Genomic DNA, 19520 nt, shown 5'->3' with positions numbered 1-19520 from the left:
CCAACTCGCGTGCGTGCGTCGGCGGTGAGATGAACGGGAAACAGCGCGTCGGGTCTTGCGCCTGAAGTCGGCGTGCAGAGCGGGCATCGTGTGCCGAGTGCCCGCACTGCTTCGCGCTTCACTTGAGATCGACGGTCACGAAGCTGCGCGCGTGATTGCGCTGGATCAGCAGCGCGGCCTTCTTGCCCGCCTTCGCCGCGAGCGACGCGAGTTCATCCTGCGATGCGACCAGCGTGCCGTTGAGCGACAGCACGACATCGCCTGGCTTGATGCCGGCGCTGCCCGCCGTCCCCGACACGTCGTCGACCATCAGGCCTTCGGCGAGGCCCGTGGTGCGCCGCTCGTCATCCGTGAGGGGATGCATCGTGAGGCCAAGGTGATCCAGCGGACCTGCATTGCCCAAGCTTGCGCTCACGTCCGTGCCCGAGGCTGCATTCGCCTGTTGCGCCGATGCGCCGACGCCGACCATCACCGTCATCTGCTTGCGATTGCGAATGAGCGTCAACGGGACTTTCGTTCCCGATTGCAGCGCCGCGTCCTGCGCGGCGAAATCGTCCGCGTGCTCGACGGGCTTGTCGGCAAGCTTCACGATCACGTCGCCAGGCTTGAGGTTGCTCGCCGCCGCCGGGCTGCCCGGCTCGACGGAGATCACGAGCACGCCCGCCGCGCGCGGCAGGCCGAATGCGCCCGCGAGCCCCGGATCGACGTCCTGCACCTGGATGCCCAGGCTGCCGCGCGCATTCTTGTCCGGACTTTGCAACTGCGCGCGCACCTTGTTCGCCATATTGATCGGGATTGCGAACGTCAGGCTCTGGGAGCGTTCTCCGCCGCCATACACCTGCACGTCGATGCCGACCACTTCTCCCGCGCGGTTGAACACGGGGCCGCCCGAATTGTCGGGGTTCAACGAAACCTCCGTCTGGAAGAACGGAAACGTGCTGCCATCCGCGAGCGTGCGCGAGGTCGCGCTGACGATGCCCGCCGTCACCGTGTTCTGGTAGCTGTCCGGCGAGCCGATCGTCAGCACCTGCTCGCCGACTCGCACGCGCGTCGAGTCGCCGAGCTTGACGGTCGGCAGCTTCGTCGCGTCGATCTGGATGACGGCGACGTCGCTCTGCGTGTCGACGGCGATCACTCTGGCCTTGAACTCGCGCCGGTCGGTCAGGCGTACGGTCACGTCATCGGATTGATCGACGACATGCGCCGTCGTCAGGATGAGCCCATTCGGGCTCACGATAAAACCCGAGCCGACACCCGAGATCGCGCGCGGCGAACTGCCCTGGCCGTCCTGCGATTGCGGCATGGCCTGCTTGAAGAACGCGAAGAGGGGATCATCGCCGTCGATCGTTTCGGAGCCAGGCCCCGAAGCCGAAACGGGCGCCGACGCCGCGCCCGCCGGCGTCTTGTCCTGCACCACCGCGCGGATGTTCACGACAGCCGGCCCGTAGCGCTCGACGATCATGGGGAAGTCAATGGGCGCGGTCCGCTTCTCTTTCACCGGCGCGACGGGTGCCGCCGGAGCGGACGCGGCGGGAGACGCCGCCGCCGCGATTGCGCCGGTGCAGGGATAACCGGCAAGACATGCCGTCGTCACGGCGATGTAAAGCATGCTGCGGGATACGATCGAGTGAAACACAGCGCACCTCCATGGCGGTCGTTATGCCTGGCACTGTGAAGAAATTATTTCGCGCGCGACGGCGAACGAGTGTGACGCAGCACACCGATGAAGTCGAAAAGAAAAGGAGCCCGGTCAGCCGGCGCGACGGAAAGAGTCGGGCGCTCCATGCGCGAGCGCGCATGGATGAGATCGACCCGTTATGGATTGTTCGGTGGATCGAAGTCGACGTCGGATTCGGCAGCATGTTTGCCCGCGATGGACAATCAGGGACGCGAACGATTCGCTCGCACGCGCGTTCACTCCGGCGTTCGCCCGTTGTGAAACGCAGCGTTCGTCCTGAGTTATTTATAGGGAAGCGCCGGGCAAATTGCAGCGAGTACAAATCCTGGCGTGCGGCGAATGCACGGCTGCCGGTACGCCGATCAGTTCAGGTGCGTTGAATGCCAAGCCATCACGGCTTGCTTGCGATCACGCAAAACGCATCGTCGCCCTTCTGTGTCAGTTTTGCGTCGGCGAAACCGGCGCCCGTAACGCGTTCGAGAAGGCCGCTTTGCTGTTGGCCTGAATGGATCGTGAAGGCAAGCACGAGCGTTGCGCCCGGCTTCATCACTCGCCGCAGCTCAGCAAGACCGGCGGCCGGATCGGGCCAGACCTGCATCGAGTTGACCGCGAGCGCCTTGTCGAATGTGTCCTCGTCGAAGGGCAGGCGCCCGGCCAAGCCCTGACGCAGATCGACCTGCCCTCGCGCGATCGCTGGCGCGTTGCGCGCGGCGGCCTGCGCGATCATCTCCCGCGACGGATCGACGCCCGCGATCATGCCCGCCGTCGCCTTCTGCGCGAGAAGCTGAATGCCGACGCCCGGTCCGAAGCCGATCTCGATCACGCGGTCGCTTGCGCGGACCTCGAGCAGGCCGATCGCCCACGCCGCGCAAGGCGCGTTCATGTTCGCCATGATCTTGCCGCCGATGAGTCCCAGCACGCCTTGCGGGCGGCCGAACGCGCGCAAAAAAACAGGCCTGAAAAAGCTCACATCCTCCCCCTTGGCGAAGCCCAAAAAAAGCACTGGCTAGCACGCGCCTGCCAGTGCTTCGACATATGCGGCGAACCGCTATTGTGCGCTCTGCAAGTCCGCGATGGTCGCCGCGAGAAAGCGCGCCGCTTCGCCGCCCGTGACGACGCGATGATCGAACGTGAGGCTGAGCGGCAGGATGCGGTGCACGGCGGGCACGCCCTCCGCCGCGACGACCTGCTCGTGGATGCGCCCCGCGCCGAGGATCGCGACGGTCGGCGGCACGACCACGGGCGCCGCGTACTTGCCCGCGATCATCCCGAAGTTCGACAGCGTGATCGTGTTGCCGCGCATCTCTTCGGGCGGAATCTTGCGCGCGCGGATATCGGCGCGCATCCGGTCGAGCCCGCCGCGCAGATCGGCGGCATCGCGATGCGCGACGTTGCGCAGCACGGGGACGAAGAGCCCGTCGGGCAGATCGACGGCGATGCCGAGATCGATTTTCTCCAGCACGTGACGCCGCCCCGTATGGCCGTCGAACCACGCGTTCAGCCCCGGCTCCGCGCGGCAGCCTGCGACCAGCGCGCGGATCAGCCGGATCGTCACGTCGGTGCGCGGCGGCCACGCGTGGATATCGGCGTCGTCGATCACGGTCGCCGCGGCCACTTCGCTCTGCGCGCGCGCCATGTTGTGCGCCATCGCGCGACGCACGCCGCGCAGCACTTCGGGCGGCCCGAGCTCGCCGAGTATCTTCGCGACGCGCTGCACGTCCGCCGCCGTGATGACGCCTTCAGGCCCCGACGGCGTCACCATCGACAGATCGACGTCCAGCTTGCGCGCGAGCGCGCGCGCGGCCGGAATCGCCTTGATCACGCCGCCTGCGCCCACACCCGACGTCATCGGCGCGGGCGACTCCTGCACGACATGCTGGCCGACCTCCATGTGGCCGACCACGGTGCCCGCGTCGGCGGCGTCCTCGCCCTCGCCTTCGAACGCGACGAGCGGCGCGCCGAGATGCACGATGTCGCCCGTCTGTCCGAACAGCTTCGCGATGCGGCCGGATTGCGGCGACGGAATATCGACGATCGCTTTCGCCGTCTCGACCGACAGCAACGGTTGATCCGCGCGGACTTCATCGCCGCTCTTCACGTGCCACTCGACGATTTCCGCTTCCTGCAAGCCTTCGCCCAGGTCGGGCAGTTTGAAGATCTTCATGGCCTCACGACGCCTCCAGAGCCTGCCGGACGGCCGCGACGATACGCGCGACGCCGGGCATGTATTGATTCTCGAGCCGGTACAGCGGTACGACGATGTCGTAGCCGGTCACGCGCTGCACGGGCGCGAGCAGCGAGTACAGCCCGCGCTCGGCGATGTTCGCGGCGATCTCCGCGCCGATGCCGCCCGTGCGCGAGCCCTCGTGCACGATCACGCAGCGGCCCGTCTTCGCGACCGATGTGAGAATCGTGTTCATGTCGATCGGCTTGAGCGTCGCGACGTCGATCACCTCGGCCATCACGCCTTCCTGCGCGAGCAGATCGGCGGCGGCCTGCGCGTCCTGCACCGCGCCGCCCCAGCTGACCAGCGTGACATCGGAGCCGTCGCGCAGCGTGAAGCAGCTGTCGAGCGGCAGCGCTTCGCCGTTGTCTTCGACCGTTTGCCGGTAGAGCCGATAGAGGCGCGTTGGCTCGAAGAAGATCACCGGGTCGGGATCACGGATCGCCGCGAGCAACAGGCCGTACGCGCGCGCCGGCGACGACGGCGTCACGACGCGCAAGCCCGGAATGTGCGCGAACAGCGCCTCGGGACTTTCGGAGTGATGCTCGGGCGCGTGGATGCCCGCACCGCACGGCGCGCGGATCACGAGCGGACACGCGAGGCGTCCGCGCGTGCGGTGCCGCAGGCGCGACGCGTGATTCAGCACGTGATCGATCGTCGGATAGAGGAAGCCGCTGAACTGGATCTCCGCGACGGGCCTGAGCCCCATCGCCGCCATGCCGATGGCCGTGCCCGCAATCGCCGTTTCCGCGAGCGGCGTATCGAGCACGCGTTGCGCGCCGAAGCGCGCCTGCAAGCCGGCCGTCGCGCGAAACACGCCGCCGTTCACGCCGATGTCTTCGCCGAGCAGCACGACGGCGGGATCGTGTTCGAGCTCGTAGGCGAGCGCCTGATTGAGCGCGTCGATCATGTTGAGATCAGCCATGACCGTTCTCCTGACCGTTCTTCTGCCCGTTCGCCGCGACGGGCGCGAAGCGCTGTGCGGTTTCGAGCTGCTCGCGCAGCGCGTGAGGCAGGCTCTCGTACAGGTGATCGAACATCGCGGACACGTCGGGCGGCGGCACGGCGAGATAGGCTTCGACGGCCTCTTCGACTTGCGCATGACAGGCCTTGCCGAGCGCTTCGTCCTGCGCCTTATCCCACACGTTCATCCGAATCAGATACGCGCGCAGACGCAAGAGCGGCTCATGCGCCCATTGCTGGCGAATGACTTCGGAGTCGCGATAGCGCGTGGCGTCGTCGGCTGTCGTGTGATCGCCCAGGCGATAGCTGAGCGCTTCGATCAGCGTCGGGCCGTCGCCGCGCCGCGCTTTCTCGAGTGCCGCATGCATGACCTGATGCATCGCGATCACGTCGTTGCCGTCGACCTGCAAGCCGTCGATGCCCGCCGCGATCGCTTTTTGCGCGAGTGTCTGCGACGCGCTCTGCATGCCGCGCGGCACCGAGATCGCCCACTGGTTGTTGTTGATGACGAGCACGAGCGGCGCCTGCCAGACGCCCGCCATGTTCATCGCTTCGTAGAAGTCGCCTTTCGACGTGCTGCCGTCGCCGAAGATCGCGACGGCCACGCGCGGCTCGCCGCGCAGCTTGAACGCGTAGGCCGCGCCCGCCGCATGGCAGACCTGTGTGCCAATAGGCACGCAGTTCGGAAAGTCGAGACGGGGCCCGCTGAAGTCGCTGCCGCGCTCGTCGCCGCCCCAGTAGAGCAGGCTTTCCGTCATCGTGACGCCGCGCAGCAATTGCGCCGCGTGATCGCGGTAGGAAGGGAACAGGACGTCGTCGGCCCGCATCGCGCTCGCGACGCCGACGCCGATCGCCTCTTGCCCGACCGACGAAGCGAACGTCCCGAGCTTGCCGGTGCGCTGCAGCGCGACCGCTTTGGTATCGAATGCGCGCGTTAGCACCATCGCGCGATAGAGCGGGATCAGCGCCGCCGGTTCCCGCGCGAAGGCCGGCAAAGGCTGCACGGGCTCGCCGTCGGGGCCGAGGTATTGCGTATACCCGATGTGAAAACTGGCAGTCGTGGTCATGACCGCCCTCCTTGTTCGTTCGGATCTGAATGCGTGCAGGAGCTCACGTGCACATCCTGTGCCGGTTGGCGCGGGCGTGCCCGGCTGCCGAGGAAGCGAGTCCGGACAGCCTTCTTCTTTGACCGTCGAAGCAGGCATAAGGTGCGAACTTTTTGTCGATTTACACGTAGCGCGTGCTTTGGGTGCGCGTGATTGTTGCCGCAATGCAATAACCGCCGATGCGATATGCGGACCTACTTCCGACAAATCCGCGACATCGGCGCGCTTTACCTTCAGGTCGTGCGAGCCGTGCACTCTTTTTCATTTTTCATGGTGCGATGTTCATCGCCACGCATGGCGACAACGAATAGAACGATCATTAGTTCGGATCGCCAATCTCTTTTGGACGGTTCCATTTTTCATGCAGCACCGTCGCATTTGAACGAAGAGGAAGTGACGGGAAGACACCACACGAAGCCTTCGCTAAACTGATGACCGGAGAATGTAGCTATCCGCCGACAAACGCCCGCACTCGCGGCCTCACCGATCAATGCGAGGTTGAGCATGGAAACGAAACTGACTGCCCATTTGCCGACCGTCGATGTGGAAATCACACGGCGCAAGTTGCCCGATCTTGGCGCAGAAAGCATCGCCATTCACATCACGGCCGTGCCGACCGTCGAAGCGGCCGCGCAGTGGTTCTTGCAACCCAGCCTCTTTTCGCTGATGTCGCCCCTCATGTCTCCCATGTCGATGTCTCCCATGTCGATGTGGGCAATGTGGATGCGCGCCTGGCAACCGTGGCTCGCGCCCATCGCCGCGCCCGAGCACGCAACGCAAGGGCGCGAGAAACGGCTGCCGGATCACAACGCAGCCTCCGGCACGCATTGACGCAAACGGACGTCGCAACAGCGCGCTAACATTCATCTTGCACATGGAAATCGACGGGCCGCATCACGCGGCTGCGCGATTCAATCGATAGCGGCCACCGCCCGCTTGGTGCGAGGAGGACTGATCATGCGCGGCATGGTTTTCGACGGTTCGAGTCCGCGGCTCGCGGAACGCGATCTGCCTGACCGCGCGCCCGCGGCGGGCGAACTGCTGATCGATGTTCACGCGTGCGGCGTGTGCAGAACGGACCTGCATGTCGTCGATGGCGAGTTGAGCGAGCCGAAGCGTCCCGTGATTCCGGGCCATGAAATCGTCGGCAAAGTCGCGGCGCGCGGCGCGGACGTGACCGCGTTCGAAATCGGCGACCGCGTCGGCGTGCCGTGGCTTGGCAAGACATGCGGCATCTGTCCGTACTGCGCGGACGGCCGTGAAAACCTCTGCGATGCGCCCGCGTTCACCGGCTATACGATCGACGGCGGCTACGCCGAACAGGTCATCGCCGATAGCCGCTACTGCCTGCACCTGCCCGCGAACTACGACGACGCGCGAGCCGCGCCGCTCCTTTGCGCCGGGCTCATCGGCTACCGGACGCTCAGCATGGCGGGCGACGCGCAGCGCGTCGGCATCTACGGATTCGGCGCGGCAGCGCATATCGTCGCGCAGGTTGCGCGTCATCAGGGCCGCAGCGTGTACGCGTTCACGCGCCCCGGCGACAGCACCGCACAGCAGCTCGCGCGCAGACTCGGCGCCGTTTGGGCTGGCGGCAGCGACGACGCCGCGCCCGATCCTCTCGATGCCGCGTTGATCTTCGCTCCCGTCGGCGCACTCGTGCCGGCCGCGTTGAAGGCCGTCGTCAAGGGTGGCATCGTGGTGTGCGGCGGCATCCACATGAGCGACATCCCCGCGTTCCCGTATGCGTTCCTGTGGGGCGAGCGCCGCGTGGTGTCGGTGGCGAATCTGACGCGAGCCGATGGCGCGGCGTTCATGAAAATCGCCGGCGAAACGCAGCTCGATATCGAAGTCACGCGCTACCCGCTCGCCGAAGCGAACCGCGCGCTCGACGATCTGCGCAGCGGCCAGGTGTCAGGCGCGGCCGTGCTTATCGTGCGCTAGCGAAACGTGAAAACTGATCGAGCCCGGAACACGGACAATGGGCCGCTTACGGTGCGGACTTGTCCCCTCTCGCACGAAGCGCGGTGAGAATGCCTCGAAGCAGATCGACGGGTGGCGGCGGACAGCCCGGTACGGTGACATCCACGGGAAGAAGATTCGATAGCGGTCCGGATACCGCGTAACTGCCGCGGAAGATGCCACCCGTGCACGCGCAATCGCCGGCGGCGACCACGAGCTTCGGATGGGGTGTGGCCTCCCACGCGCGGCGCACCGCTTCCTTCATGTTCAGCGACAGCGGCCCCGTGACGAGCAGCATGTCCGCATGCCGAGGACTCGCGACGAATTTGATGCCGAGCCCCTCGATGTTGTAGTACGGGTTGTTCAGCGCATGGATTTCTAGCTCGCATCCATTGCACGAACCCGCGTCGATCTGTCGAATGCACAGCGCGCGGCCGAGCACATCGAGAATTTGCGCCTGGAGTTGCTGATGCTCGGTTCTCCACGCGTCGTTGTCCGTGGGAATGCGCTGGGACGGAATGTCGGTCCGTGCGATCTGCTTGATAAGTTGCCACATTAGAGATCGTGCCCCGCGTAGTTCAGATTGAACGACTTGTTGATCAACGGGAAATCCGGAACGATGTTGCCGATGATCGCGTGCTCCAGCGCCGGCCAGTTCTGCCACGATGGATCATGGCAATGACAGCGTGAGATCGTCCCGTTTTCGCCCGTCTCGATCGCAACGAACACATCGCCGCGCCAGCCTTCGACCCAGCCAACGCCGCAAGACGGCGGCTGCCTGGCGCCCACTGATTCTGCAATGTCGCCCTCAGGCAAGCCATCGAGAAACGCGCAAATCAACCGCAGCGACTCGTACACCTCGTTGAAGCGCACAGCGACGCGCGCGGCCACGTCGCATCGATTGTCGGTGACGATTTGCGCCTCGACTTCGTGATACGGCGCATACGGATGATCGGCGCGCACATCGATACGCAGCCCGCTTGCCCGCGCCGCAAGACCGCACACGCTGAAATGCGTCGCCACCTTCGCGGCGAGCATGCCCGCGCCTGCAAAGCGGTCCTGCAAGCCCGACTGGTCGTCGTAGATGCGCTGCATCACGCGGACTTCGGCTTCAATCTGTTCGCACTGGTCCGCAAGGGCCGCGATGTAATCCGCGGCCACGTCGCACGCGACGCCTCCGGGCACTATCTGATCCATCAGATAACGATGACCGAACACCCGATTGTTCAGGCGCAGCCAGTCTTCCTTCATTCGGGAAAACTGCGCGAGACCGAATGCGAACCCTGCATCGTTGCCGAGCGCGCCCAGATCGCCCAGGTGATTGGCAACGCGCTCGCGTTCGAGCAATAGCGCTCTCAGCCACTGCGCGCGCGGCGGAACGAAGACGTTCCATGCGCGCTCGACGGCCATGCAATACGCCCACGAAAAAGCGACTGTCGTGTCGCCGGCAATGCGCCCGGCAAGCCGCTGCCCGAGCAGCACGGGCGTCTGCTCGAACAGCCGCTCGATGCCCCGATGCGCGTAGCCCAGCCGCTCCTCCAGCCGCAACACCTTTTCTCCGACGACCGAAAAGCGAAAGTGTCCCGGCTCGATAGTGCCCGCGTGAATCGGCCCGACCGCTATCTCGTGAACGCCGTCGCCGGCAACGGGCACGAACGGATAGTCCGCTTCTTGCGACTCGAAGCGCTCGTATCCGGACGACAGCTTCTGAAGCGGAAAGTAATCGGCGGGCCAGTTGCCGTGGTTCAGCCAGGGCCGCGTGTCGGCCGCGCCCGTCGCACGCAGGCCGAGCAGATCGTAGACGGCGCGCTGCATCCGCGATGCACACGGAAAGATGCTGGACAGGTCCGGATAACCGGCGTCTCTGTCATCGTCTCGCGCGACGGGCAATTGCAACCACAGCAGACCATCTTCCAGCGCGTAAGCAGCAGAAACGACGAACGCGCCTGTCGCTGCTTCCTTACCCCATAGCGAGATCAGGCGCCCGTCATGCTCCCGAACCGTGCCGGCAATGCGAACCCACGTCGCGGAATCGACGTGCGCCAGAAAGGCCGAAGCCTTGCCGGTGAACATCGACAGTCGCACGACATCAGAAAGCCCGAGTGCGTCGATTCGCATGCGTCACCCCGCGAGCATCGCCGCCGCCTGCCGATACCACGTCGCAAGGTAAGGCGGAATGTAAAGCCCAAGCATCAGACCAAGGCCCAGGTGAACGAACACGGGAAGCAGCGCCGGCGGATGCTCGAGCGCCGTCGCCGTGGTCTTGCCGAACACCATGTGCTGCACGCGCGCGAAGATGATCGCGAACGCCACCGCAAGCGCGAGCAGCAGAAACGGCGTCGCCCATGGCAGTTCGCTGATTGCCGTCGTCAGGATCAGAAACTCGCTCGCGAACACACCGAACGGCGGCATGCCGAGGATCGCCAGTGCGCCGAGCATCATGCCCCAGCCGACGGTCGGGCTCACGCGCAACAGTCCGCGTATGTCGTCGATCACCTGCGTGCGCGCCTTTTGTGCCGCGTGCCCGACAGCGAAGAAGATCGCCGACTTGACGAGCGAATGAACCGTCATGTGCAGCAGACCCGCGAACGTCGCGGTAGGCCCGCCGAGCCCGAACGCGAAAGTCATCAGGCCCATGTGCTCGATCGACGAATACGAGAACAGACGCTTGACGTCTTTCTGGCGCAGCAGCGAAAACGTTGCGACCAGCACCGACACCAGTCCGAATCCGATCAGCAGCCGGCCCGGCAGACCGTTCTGAAGCGCGCCGTCGGTGAGCACCTTGCAGCGGAGCACCGCATACAGCGCGACGTTGAGCAGCAGGCCGGAGAGCACGGCGGAAATCGGCGTCGGGCCTTCGGCGTGCGCGTCCGGCAGCCAGTTGTGCATCGGCACGAGGCCGACTTTCGTGCCGTAGCCGATCAGCAGGAACACGAACGCCAGCGACATGATCGTCGGGTCGAGTTGGCCCTTGACCGCGTTCAGGCTGCTCCACAGCAATGCGTCGCCGCCGCTCAGATGCCGGCTCGCGGCGAGATAGAGCAGGATCGTGCCGAACAGCGCCTGCGCAATTCCGACGCCACACAGGATGAAATATTTCCACGCCGCTTCGAGACTCGCCGCCGTGCGATAGACGCTGACGAGCAGCACGGTGGCGAGCGTGGCGGCTTCCATCGCGACCCACAAGATGCCGACGTTGTTGGTCAGCAGCGCCAGCAGCATCGCAAACACGAACAGCTGATACATGCTGTGATAGAGGCGCATGCGCGCGCCCGTCATCTTGCCGCGGCTCTGTTCGATCCGCATGTACGGCCTCGAAAAGATCGACGTCGTCCAGCCGACGAATGCCGTCAGTGCAACGAGAAAAACATTGAGCGGATCGACGAAGAAGAGCTTGCCGAGCGCGAACGCGGGCCCGTGCGCGACCGTTTGCTCAGCGAGCCCCATTGCGGCGATGAAGGTGAGAAAGCTGAATCCGACGTTGAGATCCGGCGCCACGGCATGCTGCCCAACGAGCGCGAGACAGGCTCCCGCGCACAATGGAATCGCGAATACGAGCAGCAGAACCCAGGCTTCAGTCATCTTTGAGCTTTTCCAGGTGATGGATGTCGAGGCTGTCGAACTGCTCGCGAATCTGGAACATGAATACGCCGAGAATCAGAATGCCGACCAGCACATCGAGCCCGATGCCGAGCTCGACGATCATCGGCATGCCGTTGGTCGCCGCTGCTGCGGCGAAGAACAGACCGTTCTCCATCGAAAGAAAGCCGATCACCTGCGGTATCGCCTTCGAGCGCGTGATCATCATCATGAACGACAGCAGCACGCACGCGAGCGCGATGCCGAGCGTGCCGCGCGCAACGGACGACGCGAGCTGGCTGATCGGCGTCGCGACGTTGAACGCGACAATCACGAGCACGATGCCGATCAGCAGCGTCGTCGGAATGTTGAGCAGCGTCTCGACATCTGTTTTCACGTTGAGGCGCTGCACCAGCCTGTAGAGAATCCACGGAATCACGCCGACCTTCAGCACGAGCGTCAGCAGCCCGGAAATGTAGAGGTGAACGTCGTCCGTGACGAAGCCGAGCACGAGGTTCGCCGAGACGAGTGCGATGCCCTGGAGCGTGTAGAGGTGGATCAGCGAGAGGATTCGCCGCTGGCTGAGCATCGCGAACGACACCATCAGCAGAACGGCGGCCAGCAGGTTGATGATCTGCGTCGCGAGACCGTGCATTCACGCCCCCAGCAGAAAATGCACAAGCATGCCGATCACAGCGAGCAGGAACGCTGTGGCGAGAAACTCCGGCACACGGAAGATGCGCATCTTCGCGTTCGTGGTCTCCACGACCGCGAGCGCCGCGCCGCCGACCAGCAGCTTGACGAACAGCGCCGGAATCGCGAGCAGCAACGCAACGGGATTGCCGGCCTCGGCAATGCCCCACGGCACGAAGAGCGCAAGCCCGATGCACGAATACGCAAACAGCTTCAGGCTCGCGGCCAACTCCATCAGCGCGAGATGCCGGCCCGAATACTCGAGAATCAACGCCTCGTGGATCATCGTCAGTTCGAGGTGCGTCGTCGGGTTGTCGACGGGCAGCCGTGCGTTCTCTGCGAGCGACACCATCGTGAACGCAATGCCCGCGAACGCGAGGCTCGGATAAATCGCGAGTTCCTGATGACTCAACGTGCCGACGATGTGCGTGAGCAATGTGGAGTGCGTGATCAGCGATGCGGAGAACAGCACCATCAGCAAGGCCGGCTCTGCGAGAAAGCCGACCAGCATTTCGCGGCGCGCGCCGAGCGTGCCGAATGCGGTGCCGACATCCATCGCCGCCAGCGAGATCGCGACGCGTGCCAGCGCGAAAAGCCCAACGAGCGCGATTGCATCGGCGGCAGGCGACAGCGGCAGTTCCGTCGACAGCGTCGGCACGATTGCACACGCGAGCGTCATGCACGCGCAGATCACATACGGCGCGCCGCGAAACACGGGACTCGCATGATGCGCGACGACGGATTCCTTGTTGAACAGCTTGTGCAGCGTCCGGTACGGTTGCCAGATGGAAGGCGCGCGCCGGTTCTGCAGCCACGCACGGCACATGTTGATCCAGCCGGACAACAGCGGAGCGGCCGCCAGCGCCAGCACGATTTCGAGCATCTGCGAGAGCAGTCCTGAGGGCGTCATCATCGTCGCACCAGGATCAGCAGGACAATGAGCACAAGGAAGCTGTACATCAGATACACGGCGATGCGGCCGGTCTGAAGCAATCCCGCCAGCGCCGCGATACGCGCGACGATGCGTTCGATCGGCTGGTAGATCAGCGCCCACGCGCGGTCCGTTACGGCCACGCGATACACGGGACGTGCATCGAAAGGCGAAGGCAACTGCCGTTCGATCCTGAAGAGCGGCGCAAAGATTTCGCGGATCGGCTGTCCGAAACCTTCGGCCGTGTCCTGCATGCGCGCGTTCACGAACGGATGGCCGCATGCCCACGGAATCGCGCGACGCAGCCGCCCGTGATAGAAGCGGCGCACGAGAATCCAGACAAGCGCGCAGAACGCAAGGAGGAACAGCAGAAAAGCGACGGGCATGTAGCTCGCGCGTTCGATATTGACGGGCGCGAGCAGCAGCCAACCGTTACGCGCAACCGTCTGGCCAATGCCCGCTCCGATCAACGCGTGCGTCACGCGATCGAGCACTGCCACGAACTGCACGGGCAACAGCCCGAGCAACACGCACATTGTCGCGAGCCACACGAAGCCCGCGCGCTCCCACAGGCTCGCGTCGCGTGCCTCACTCAGTTTTGCTTCGCGTGGCTGCCCGAGAAAAATGATCCCGAAGAACTTGACCATCGTATAGCCGGCAAGCGCGGCAACGAGTGCGATCAGCGCCGCGACGAGCGGAACGATCATGTTCAGGAAGGAGTTGGGCAATTCCGGCGTGAACAGGAAGCTCTGCAACAGCAGCCATTCAGAGACGAATCCGCTCAACGGTGGCAGGCCCGCGCTCGCTAGCGCGCCCAGCAACGCGACCCAGGCGGTCCATGGCATGAAGCGGATCAGCCCGCCGAGGCGTCCGAGATTGCGTTCGCCCGTTGCATGCAAGACGGAGCCCGTCGCGATGAACAGCAGGCTCTTGAACGCCGCGTGGCTTGCGATCTGATAGAGCAGCGCGGTCAGCGACAACGCAGAGAGCGCCGGCATGTCGAATGCGCGGAAAAGAATGGCCAGGCCCATGCTGACGAACATCAGACCGATGTTGTCGATCGACGAGTACGCGAGCAGCCTCTTCATGTCGGTCTGGATCGCGCTGAACACGACGCCGAACAGCGCCGTGAAAAGCCCGAGTGCGAGCAGCACCACGCCCCACCACGCGATCTGCACGTGCAGCAGGTCGAACACCGTGCGCAGCATACCGTAGAGCCCTGCCTTCAGAACAAAGCCACTCATCAATGCCGACACGGGCGATGGCGCCGCCGGATGCGCCTCCGGCAACCAGACATGCAACGGGAAAATGCCCGCTTTCGCGCCGAATCCGAACAGCGCAAGAACGAACGCAATGGACGCCCAGAACGTGTCCAGATGCTGCTGTCGCATGCCGGCAAACGTGTAGTCCCCCGTATTCGCTTGCAGCAAGCCGAAACACAGCAGCAGACCGAGCGCACCGACATGCGAGATCAGGAAGTACAGGTAGCCGGCACGGCGGATTTCGTCGATGCGATGGTTGCTCATCACGAGAAACGTTGCCGCCAGCGTCATCGTTTCCCATGCAACCATGAAGCAGTAGGCGTCGTCAGCCACGAGCACGAGCGCGAGGCCCGCGAGGCACACGTGATATTCGAAGCAGAGCAGCCCGGGGGGCGTGCCTTCGCCCTTGCGAAAGTAGCCAGCGGAGAACGCGCTGACGCCGGCGCCGACCATGCCCAACACGGCAAGAAAATACGAGGACAGACCATCGAGCCGCACGTGAAACGGCAGGCCCGGCAGCCCGAGCGGCAGGACCGTTTCATGAGGAGCGGAAAACACGCCGGCAAGTCCCAGCGCACACAGCAGGACCCCGAACACTGCGCCTGCCGGAAACAGCCCGTGTGCCACGACGCGCGTGCGGCGCAGGCTGGCGAGCCCCAGTAACGCGATGGCAAGCCAACCCGCAATCACGAGCAACACGGCCTGAAGGATGGTGGGAGAAGCCATCGCGTGTCGTGTTTTCTTGTGCGCCTAGCGGCGGACAATGATGACGCCGGTCCACGCCGGGTCATCGACGACTCTCGCACAGCCTTCAGTGCACCGTGGGCGCGAGCGTTTTCGTTCGCGTCCTTCCGTTTGAACAGGCTGTCCGTCTGCCGCAAATCCGCACTGCATGGGATGTCTCCGCTCGATGTCGGGACTCGAAACATCGGTCCCGCGTCAGGAACATACAGTTATCAGAGTATGATAATGGCGTTATCATCCTATCAGCTTTGCCCGCAGGATTCCATACAACGTCGATGACGTGCGCCGCTTCATGCCGGCCCCTCCGCCTTCGCCGCTGCTTCTCTGCGATCCATGCTTTGGACCCCAAGGCCAGCGTGAAATCCGACGCAAGGGAGATCACGCGCCATACGTACACGAGTTCCCGCCACACGGCGACAGCAGTCGATCTCACATGCCAGCACAGTTTTTTCGAACATTGACGGGAAGGGACCGGAGTACCGCGGCAAACAGGCGCCTCGGGTTTTCGCTTGCATTCGTCGCGGGCGCGGCGAACGCAGGCGGATATCTGGCTGTCAGGCAGTACACGTCGCACATGAGCGGCGTGGTCTCCTCGATCGCCGACGACGCCGTGCTCGGCAACTTCGCACTGGTGCTAGCGGGCGTCGGCTCGCTGATTTGCTTTTTGCTGGGCGCCGCGTGTTCGGCCGTGCTCGTCAACTGGGGACGTCGCCAGCGTCTGCACAGTCAATATGCTTCGCCGCTTCTGCTGGAAGCCGCGCTGCTGCTGTGCTTCGGATTGCTCGGCAGCCACCTGGCGCTGTGGGACACCCTGTTCGTTCCAGCAACCGTCATGCTGCTGTGTTTCATCATGGGCCTGCAGAACGCGATGATCACCAAGCTGTCGGGCGCGGAAATTCGCACCACCCATATGACAGGCATCGTCACGGACATCGGCATCGAACTCGGCAAGCTCTGTTACTGGAACGCGTCTCGCGACGACCCGGCACTCGCGCCCGTTCTGGCCAACAGGGAGCGGCTGAAGGTGCATGCGAGCATGCTCGCGAGTTTCTTCGCGGGGGGAGTAACGGGCGCATTGGGCTTCAAGCATGTCGGCTACGCGGCAACCATTCCGTTGGCCGGCGTGCTCTCGGTGCTCGCGATCATTCCGCTGCTCGACGATCTACGCGAGCGAACGTGGGGTCCCGCCCGCAGGCCGGAATGAGCGCTCCATTGAGCGGGCGCCACGCATGGGCGTTTGCGCGGTCTTTTGTGACGCACATGGTATTATCATGCCATTAACATATAAATCTGATCGATAACGGGTGAAATCTACGGACGGAAACCTGCTGCGGCAAGCCATCCGGCAGTGCGGCACCGCAGGTTCGCGAAGTCCGTGCGAAAGCAAGGAACTCAATGTGATCGACCCTGGCGCGGTTCTGCTGTCATACGACCATGCGTGTCGTCTCATACGGGATGTGACCGGCGATCACGGCCTGATCGTGGTCGGCGTCGGCACGGCCGGGGAACGTGGGTTTCAGATGCTCTATCGCTTCGCAGAGGTCTGCGACCGTCTCGAAGCCCAGGGGATCAACGTCATCTTCGTTTATCCGAAAGCGTCGGCACGCCATGTGTTCGATGCGATGTCGGTACGCGGTTCCCGGTATCGGGGAAAGACGTGCCTGTTTCTCGACGGTGATGGCCAGCTCTTTCGCAAGCCGGTTCAGCCTCGGGCGTTGCGTGCCGTGTATCTGGACGCCGGGATGCGGCAGGCGGGAACGGCAGACGTGATGCTCGACAGCGAAACCTGGGACGAGCAGTTGCGCGGTTTCTTTTCAGACATCGTCGGTCGGCGACTGCATTGAATCGGGTCGTCGCGTGATCGTCGGCGGCTGGCGATGTGTGCGATGACGAACGCCGCGTTATTTGCTGGTTGCATTCTCCTGATGCTACGCAGGCGGGCGATCTATTATAATTTGATTAACATATCTGATCCCGCTCACGCCATGGAAACGAAAAGTGCCCGATTGACCGTCCTGATCGACCCCGTCAAGAAAGAGGCGTTCGAGAAACTCTGCGCCGCACAGGACCTGACACCCTCCCAGGTAGTTCGGCAGCTTATCAGGGAGTACCTCGAGCAGCACGGCGTAACCTGGAAGACACGAAGCGCAATAGGCTCGCGCACGCGGCAGAAAGCGGAATAAGCCGCGCGCTATTCGCTATAAGGTCAAATGGCCGAAGATGTACTCCCGGCTTCGAATAGCGCATCTTCATTTTCTTTGGATTCGGTCCTGTCCTCCTTGAATATCTGCGCATACAGGTCTTCGCCCTAGCTCGTTTCAAGGGGTTCACTCTTCGATATCTTTCGCTCCCGCTCACCGGATGTGCGCAGCACATACGCGAGGCCGTTGTTTCAATCGAGGCAGGCAGCGCATTCCATCTTCTTCACCTCCTCGCGGCAATTGAACGCCCGGATCACATCAAGACGGACGCCGACAAAATAAAATGCCTACCGGCCCGGTACATGTTGGGCCCAGTAGGCATCATCAGCCGCACACGAGCAGCGGCGGTTAGGCAGAAATGCCATCTCCGGCAGACACGCTTTCGAGTCTGGAGAGAGGTCGCCATCTGCACAGTGGCAATCGCTTTAGTGTGCGCCGCCCTTGTGAAACAGCGAGAACTTCTTCGGATGATGCTGCGGGTCGTCTTCACCCAGCACCCCGAACTCGATCGGCATACGCGTATAGAAAACGTGTACGCGCTCTGCGCGGACCACATCGAGCAACCGCTGTGCCTCTTCTTCGGTGACGGCAACGATGATCTGCACCGGCTGGTCAGCGAGCTTGAGCATGTGCGCGGCATGATGAGCGCCCGCATGTCCAACGCCCTCGCTGCCGCTGATGACCGTGGCGCCGCGTATGCCCAGCGCCTTCACCTCGTGCAGCAGCCACTCGGAAACCGTCCTGTGACCGTGCCGCTTATTCTGCTCGGTGTAGAACGTCAGTTGATATCCGTTCATACGAATCTCCGTGGACGGACCGGACCAGCCGGACCGTAAAGCCATGGTCCTTTCCGACAACAGGCGCGCAGAACCATGACCCATTTCATTCTAGTGCAGGCGATCGCGTGCATGCGAATTATGCGACGCGATGACAGGAGTGCGCCCCCGCACCCCGTCATGCGAGCGTGTTGCGGATTCCGTCATCGTCCGCTTAGAGCTTCGTCTGTGGGTCGTCCGGGTCGCCGAGCACTTCGAATTCAACGGGACAACGGGTGTAAAACATTCGAACACCACCGCCGTCGAGATTCGCAAGCAATGTATCGATCTGCTCATCCGCCGCCGCGACCATCACGGCGACAGACTGATCGGCGAGCTCGAAAAAGCGGGCAGCGTGATGCTTCCCGTGGGCGTCGATTCCCTCGCTGACCTCGGTCACGGTTGCACCGTGGATGCCTACCTTTGCTATCTCATCAAGCACCCACTCAACGACCGTCGACTGCAGTTTGCTATGACTCTCGTTGGATGCGTAGAGTGTGAGTTGGCTGCCCTTCGTCACGAGAACCTCCGGTGATTCACCGACGGTCCGAAGATGTCCTTCCCCAGACGTGACTCCGCAAGCGTCGTCTAATCGACGAGCACTCGATCGTCGACAAAATGACCGATAGAAGCCAGAAGAAGCAGACATCGAACCAGACCTGAATAGAGACGATCAAATCTGGGCAGCAGGACGCTGAAGGAGGAACCTACGACTTCCTGACCCAGGAACCGTAGGCATCATTAGCCGGCCAACCGGCGGTTACGGGAGGAATGCCATCTCCGTCAATCGATACTAGCACGCAATGTTTCCGCTCGAAACGATCGCGCTTTCGCGCAAGCAAGACGCAAAGCGGATCACGACATGCGTGATCCGCTGGCAACGTCGAGCGTATTAGCGCGCCGACATCCACTCTTCTCCTGAAAGACCGCTCGTCGCGTACTCGGCCTCTTTTGCGCGAATCGTATCGCGCTCGTCGAGATAAGCTGAGCGATAGCCCGTATGCACACCCCAGTAATAGAACACGAGCGAGAACACGATCACGACCAGCATGTCCCAGCCATACGGCAACAGCCCCATCCCGCCGAACTGCTTGCTGCCGATCAGCGACAGGATCGCCATGCCCGGCAGATACGCGACCAGCCACCATGCCGCCTTCAGGTCCTGGTTGAAGCCCGTGAAGCCCGACTTCGCCTGGAAGTAGAAGAACACCGGCAGCGCGACGATCATCAGCAGGATAATCTCGCCCGTCAGCGGCCACTTCGCCCAGTACAGGATCAGCGACGCGCACACGAACGCGAACGGCGCGATCACGCCCATGCCCGGAATGTGCAGCGGACGCTCCAGGTCCGTCGCCGAGCGGC

The 19520-nt window shown here is 63.4% G+C and carries 18 protein-coding genes, 1 pseudogene and 2 riboswitches; of the genes and pseudogenes, 5 read left to right on the top strand and 14 right to left on the bottom strand.

What is annotated here, in order from left to right; genetic code table 11:
* Nucleotides 1–118: 118 nt before the first annotated feature.
* The 5 genes from BN2476_RS22915 to pdhA form a co-directional block, all read right to left on the bottom strand.
* Nucleotides 119–1636 carry a trypsin-like peptidase domain-containing protein gene (locus BN2476_RS22915; RefSeq protein ID WP_235850927.1) on the bottom strand — a complete coding sequence of 506 codons (1518 nt, stop codon included), beginning with the start codon at nucleotides 1634–1636 and terminating at the stop codon, nucleotides 119–121.
* Nucleotides 1637–2069: 433 nt separating this feature from the next.
* Nucleotides 2070–2648 carry a class I SAM-dependent methyltransferase gene (locus tag BN2476_RS22910; RefSeq protein ID WP_235850926.1) on the bottom strand — a complete coding sequence of 193 codons (579 nt, stop codon included), beginning with the start codon at nucleotides 2646–2648 and terminating at the stop codon, nucleotides 2070–2072.
* A gap of 78 nt (nucleotides 2649–2726) precedes the next feature.
* Nucleotides 2727–3842 carry a dihydrolipoamide acetyltransferase family protein gene (locus BN2476_RS22905; RefSeq protein WP_087736447.1) on the bottom strand — a complete coding sequence of 372 codons (1116 nt, stop codon included), beginning with the start codon at nucleotides 3840–3842 and terminating at the stop codon, nucleotides 2727–2729.
* A gap of 4 nt (nucleotides 3843–3846) precedes the next feature.
* Entirely contained in the window at nucleotides 3847–4827 is a 981-nt protein-coding gene (locus tag BN2476_RS22900) for an alpha-ketoacid dehydrogenase subunit beta (RefSeq protein ID WP_087736446.1), read from the bottom strand.
* Nucleotides 4820–5932: a pyruvate dehydrogenase (acetyl-transferring) E1 component subunit alpha gene (gene pdhA, locus BN2476_RS22895; RefSeq protein WP_087736445.1), complete on the bottom strand. Its 1113-nt coding sequence runs from the start codon at nucleotides 5930–5932 to the stop codon at nucleotides 4820–4822. Before pdhA ends, BN2476_RS22900 begins: the two co-directional genes overlap by 8 nt.
* Before the next feature lie 543 nt (nucleotides 5933–6475).
* On the opposite strand from pdhA, the gene BN2476_RS22890 reads away from it, so the two are divergent.
* Together BN2476_RS22890 and BN2476_RS22885 are read left to right on the top strand one after the other, a co-directional pair.
* On the top strand, nucleotides 6476–6802 hold the full coding sequence (locus BN2476_RS22890; protein ID WP_087736444.1) for a hypothetical protein: 327 nt from the start codon (nucleotides 6476–6478) through the stop codon (nucleotides 6800–6802).
* A gap of 126 nt (nucleotides 6803–6928) precedes the next feature.
* Nucleotides 6929–7915, top strand: a complete 987-nt coding sequence (locus BN2476_RS22885) for a zinc-dependent alcohol dehydrogenase family protein (RefSeq protein WP_087736468.1) — start codon at nucleotides 6929–6931, stop codon at nucleotides 7913–7915.
* A 46-nt stretch (nucleotides 7916–7961) separates the two neighbouring features.
* Here the strand turns inward: BN2476_RS22885 and BN2476_RS22880 are convergent, their stop codons facing one another.
* Genes BN2476_RS22880 through hyfB form a run of 6 tightly spaced genes read right to left on the bottom strand, consistent with a single transcriptional unit; the run spans nucleotide 7962 to nucleotide 15124 of the window.
* Nucleotides 7962–8489, bottom strand: coding sequence for an NADH-quinone oxidoreductase subunit B family protein (locus tag BN2476_RS22880; RefSeq protein WP_087736443.1), 528 nt, complete (start codon nucleotides 8487–8489; stop codon nucleotides 7962–7964).
* Nucleotides 8489–10051: a hydrogenase large subunit gene (locus BN2476_RS22875; RefSeq protein ID WP_087736442.1), complete on the bottom strand. Its 1563-nt coding sequence runs from the start codon at nucleotides 10049–10051 to the stop codon at nucleotides 8489–8491. The genes BN2476_RS22880 and BN2476_RS22875 overlap by 1 nt, the downstream gene beginning before the upstream one ends.
* Before the next feature lie 3 nt (nucleotides 10052–10054).
* Nucleotides 10055–11515 (bottom strand): hydrogenase 4 subunit F, encoded by a 1461-nt coding sequence (locus tag BN2476_RS22870; RefSeq protein ID WP_087736441.1) that lies wholly within the window; start codon nucleotides 11513–11515, stop codon nucleotides 10055–10057.
* Nucleotides 11508–12167: a formate hydrogenlyase gene (locus BN2476_RS22865; protein ID WP_087736440.1), complete on the bottom strand. Its 660-nt coding sequence runs from the start codon at nucleotides 12165–12167 to the stop codon at nucleotides 11508–11510. Before BN2476_RS22865 ends, BN2476_RS22870 begins: the two co-directional genes overlap by 8 nt.
* Nucleotides 12168–13118 carry a respiratory chain complex I subunit 1 family protein gene (locus tag BN2476_RS22860; RefSeq protein ID WP_087736439.1) on the bottom strand — a complete coding sequence of 317 codons (951 nt, stop codon included), beginning with the start codon at nucleotides 13116–13118 and terminating at the stop codon, nucleotides 12168–12170. It lies immediately after the preceding gene.
* Nucleotides 13115–15124, bottom strand: coding sequence for a hydrogenase 4 subunit B (hyfB, locus tag BN2476_RS22855; RefSeq protein ID WP_087736438.1), 2010 nt, complete (start codon nucleotides 15122–15124; stop codon nucleotides 13115–13117). The genes BN2476_RS22860 and hyfB overlap by 4 nt, the downstream gene beginning before the upstream one ends.
* A gap of 451 nt (nucleotides 15125–15575) precedes the next feature.
* On the opposite strand from hyfB, the gene BN2476_RS22850 reads away from it, so the two are divergent.
* From BN2476_RS22850 to BN2476_RS22840, 3 genes are all read left to right on the top strand, one after another.
* Nucleotides 15576–16346 (top strand): YoaK family protein, encoded by a 771-nt coding sequence (locus tag BN2476_RS22850; RefSeq protein ID WP_087736437.1) that lies wholly within the window; start codon nucleotides 15576–15578, stop codon nucleotides 16344–16346.
* 193 nt (nucleotides 16347–16539) lie between these two features.
* The gene (locus tag BN2476_RS22845; RefSeq protein WP_173819650.1) at nucleotides 16540–16986 is read left to right on the top strand and encodes a hypothetical protein; all 447 of its coding nucleotides are present in this window, start codon (nucleotides 16540–16542) and stop codon (nucleotides 16984–16986) included.
* Between the two features lie 141 nt (nucleotides 16987–17127).
* On the top strand, nucleotides 17128–17325 hold the full coding sequence (locus BN2476_RS22840) for a ribbon-helix-helix protein (RefSeq protein WP_087736466.1): 198 nt from the start codon (nucleotides 17128–17130) through the stop codon (nucleotides 17323–17325).
* Between the two features lie 326 nt (nucleotides 17326–17651).
* A riboswitch (Fluoride riboswitch) is annotated at nucleotides 17652–17721 on the bottom strand.
* Nucleotides 17722–17768: 47 nt separating this feature from the next.
* Here the strand turns inward: BN2476_RS22840 and BN2476_RS22835 are convergent.
* The 3 genes and pseudogenes from BN2476_RS22835 to BN2476_RS22825 all read right to left on the bottom strand — a co-directional run.
* The gene (locus BN2476_RS22835) at nucleotides 17769–18140 is read right to left on the bottom strand and encodes a DUF190 domain-containing protein (protein ID WP_087736436.1); all 372 of its coding nucleotides are present in this window, start codon (nucleotides 18138–18140) and stop codon (nucleotides 17769–17771) included.
* 193 nt (nucleotides 18141–18333) lie between these two features.
* Nucleotides 18334–18678: a DUF190 domain-containing protein gene (locus tag BN2476_RS22830; protein WP_235850925.1), complete on the bottom strand. Its 345-nt coding sequence runs from the start codon at nucleotides 18676–18678 to the stop codon at nucleotides 18334–18336.
* A gap of 205 nt (nucleotides 18679–18883) precedes the next feature.
* Nucleotides 18884–18949, bottom strand: a riboswitch (Fluoride riboswitch).
* A gap of 101 nt (nucleotides 18950–19050) precedes the next feature.
* A pseudogene (locus BN2476_RS22825) lies at nucleotides 19051–19520 on the bottom strand (amino acid:proton symporter); the annotation flags it as partial.

Origin of the sequence: Paraburkholderia piptadeniae, assembly GCF_900007165.1 — a bacterium.
Taxonomy (GTDB): Bacteria; Pseudomonadota; Gammaproteobacteria; order Burkholderiales; family Burkholderiaceae; genus Paraburkholderia; species Paraburkholderia piptadeniae.
This window is presented reverse-complemented; position numbering and strand designations above follow the sequence as displayed.

Coding starts and splice junctions, on each gene's coding strand:
- BN2476_RS22870 (WP_087736441.1), bottom strand. CDS start 11,515: ATGACTGAAGCCTGGGTTCTGCTGCTCGTATTCGCGATTCCATTGTGC.
- BN2476_RS22885 (WP_087736468.1), top strand. CDS start 6,929: ATGCGCGGCATGGTTTTCGACGGTTCGAGTCCGCGGCTCGCGGAACGC.
- hyfB (WP_087736438.1), bottom strand. CDS start 15,124: ATGGCTTCTCCCACCATCCTTCAGGCCGTGTTGCTCGTGATTGCGGGT.
- BN2476_RS22865 (WP_087736440.1), bottom strand. CDS start 12,167: ATGCACGGTCTCGCGACGCAGATCATCAACCTGCTGGCCGCCGTTCTG.
- BN2476_RS22905 (WP_087736447.1), bottom strand. CDS start 3,842: ATGAAGATCTTCAAACTGCCCGACCTGGGCGAAGGCTTGCAGGAAGCG.
- BN2476_RS22835 (WP_087736436.1), bottom strand. CDS start 18,140: ATGAACGGATATCAACTGACGTTCTACACCGAGCAGAATAAGCGGCAC.
- BN2476_RS22880 (WP_087736443.1), bottom strand. CDS start 8,489: ATGTGGCAACTTATCAAGCAGATCGCACGGACCGACATTCCGTCCCAG.
- BN2476_RS22900 (WP_087736446.1), bottom strand. CDS start 4,827: ATGGCTGATCTCAACATGATCGACGCGCTCAATCAGGCGCTCGCCTAC.
- BN2476_RS22860 (WP_087736439.1), bottom strand. CDS start 13,118: ATGATGACGCCCTCAGGACTGCTCTCGCAGATGCTCGAAATCGTGCTG.
- BN2476_RS22875 (WP_087736442.1), bottom strand. CDS start 10,051: ATGCGAATCGACGCACTCGGGCTTTCTGATGTCGTGCGACTGTCGATG.
- BN2476_RS22840 (WP_087736466.1), top strand. CDS start 17,128: ATGGAAACGAAAAGTGCCCGATTGACCGTCCTGATCGACCCCGTCAAG.
- BN2476_RS22850 (WP_087736437.1), top strand. CDS start 15,576: ATGCCAGCACAGTTTTTTCGAACATTGACGGGAAGGGACCGGAGTACC.
- pdhA (WP_087736445.1), bottom strand. CDS start 5,932: ATGACCACGACTGCCAGTTTTCACATCGGGTATACGCAATACCTCGGC.
- BN2476_RS22890 (WP_087736444.1), top strand. CDS start 6,476: ATGGAAACGAAACTGACTGCCCATTTGCCGACCGTCGATGTGGAAATC.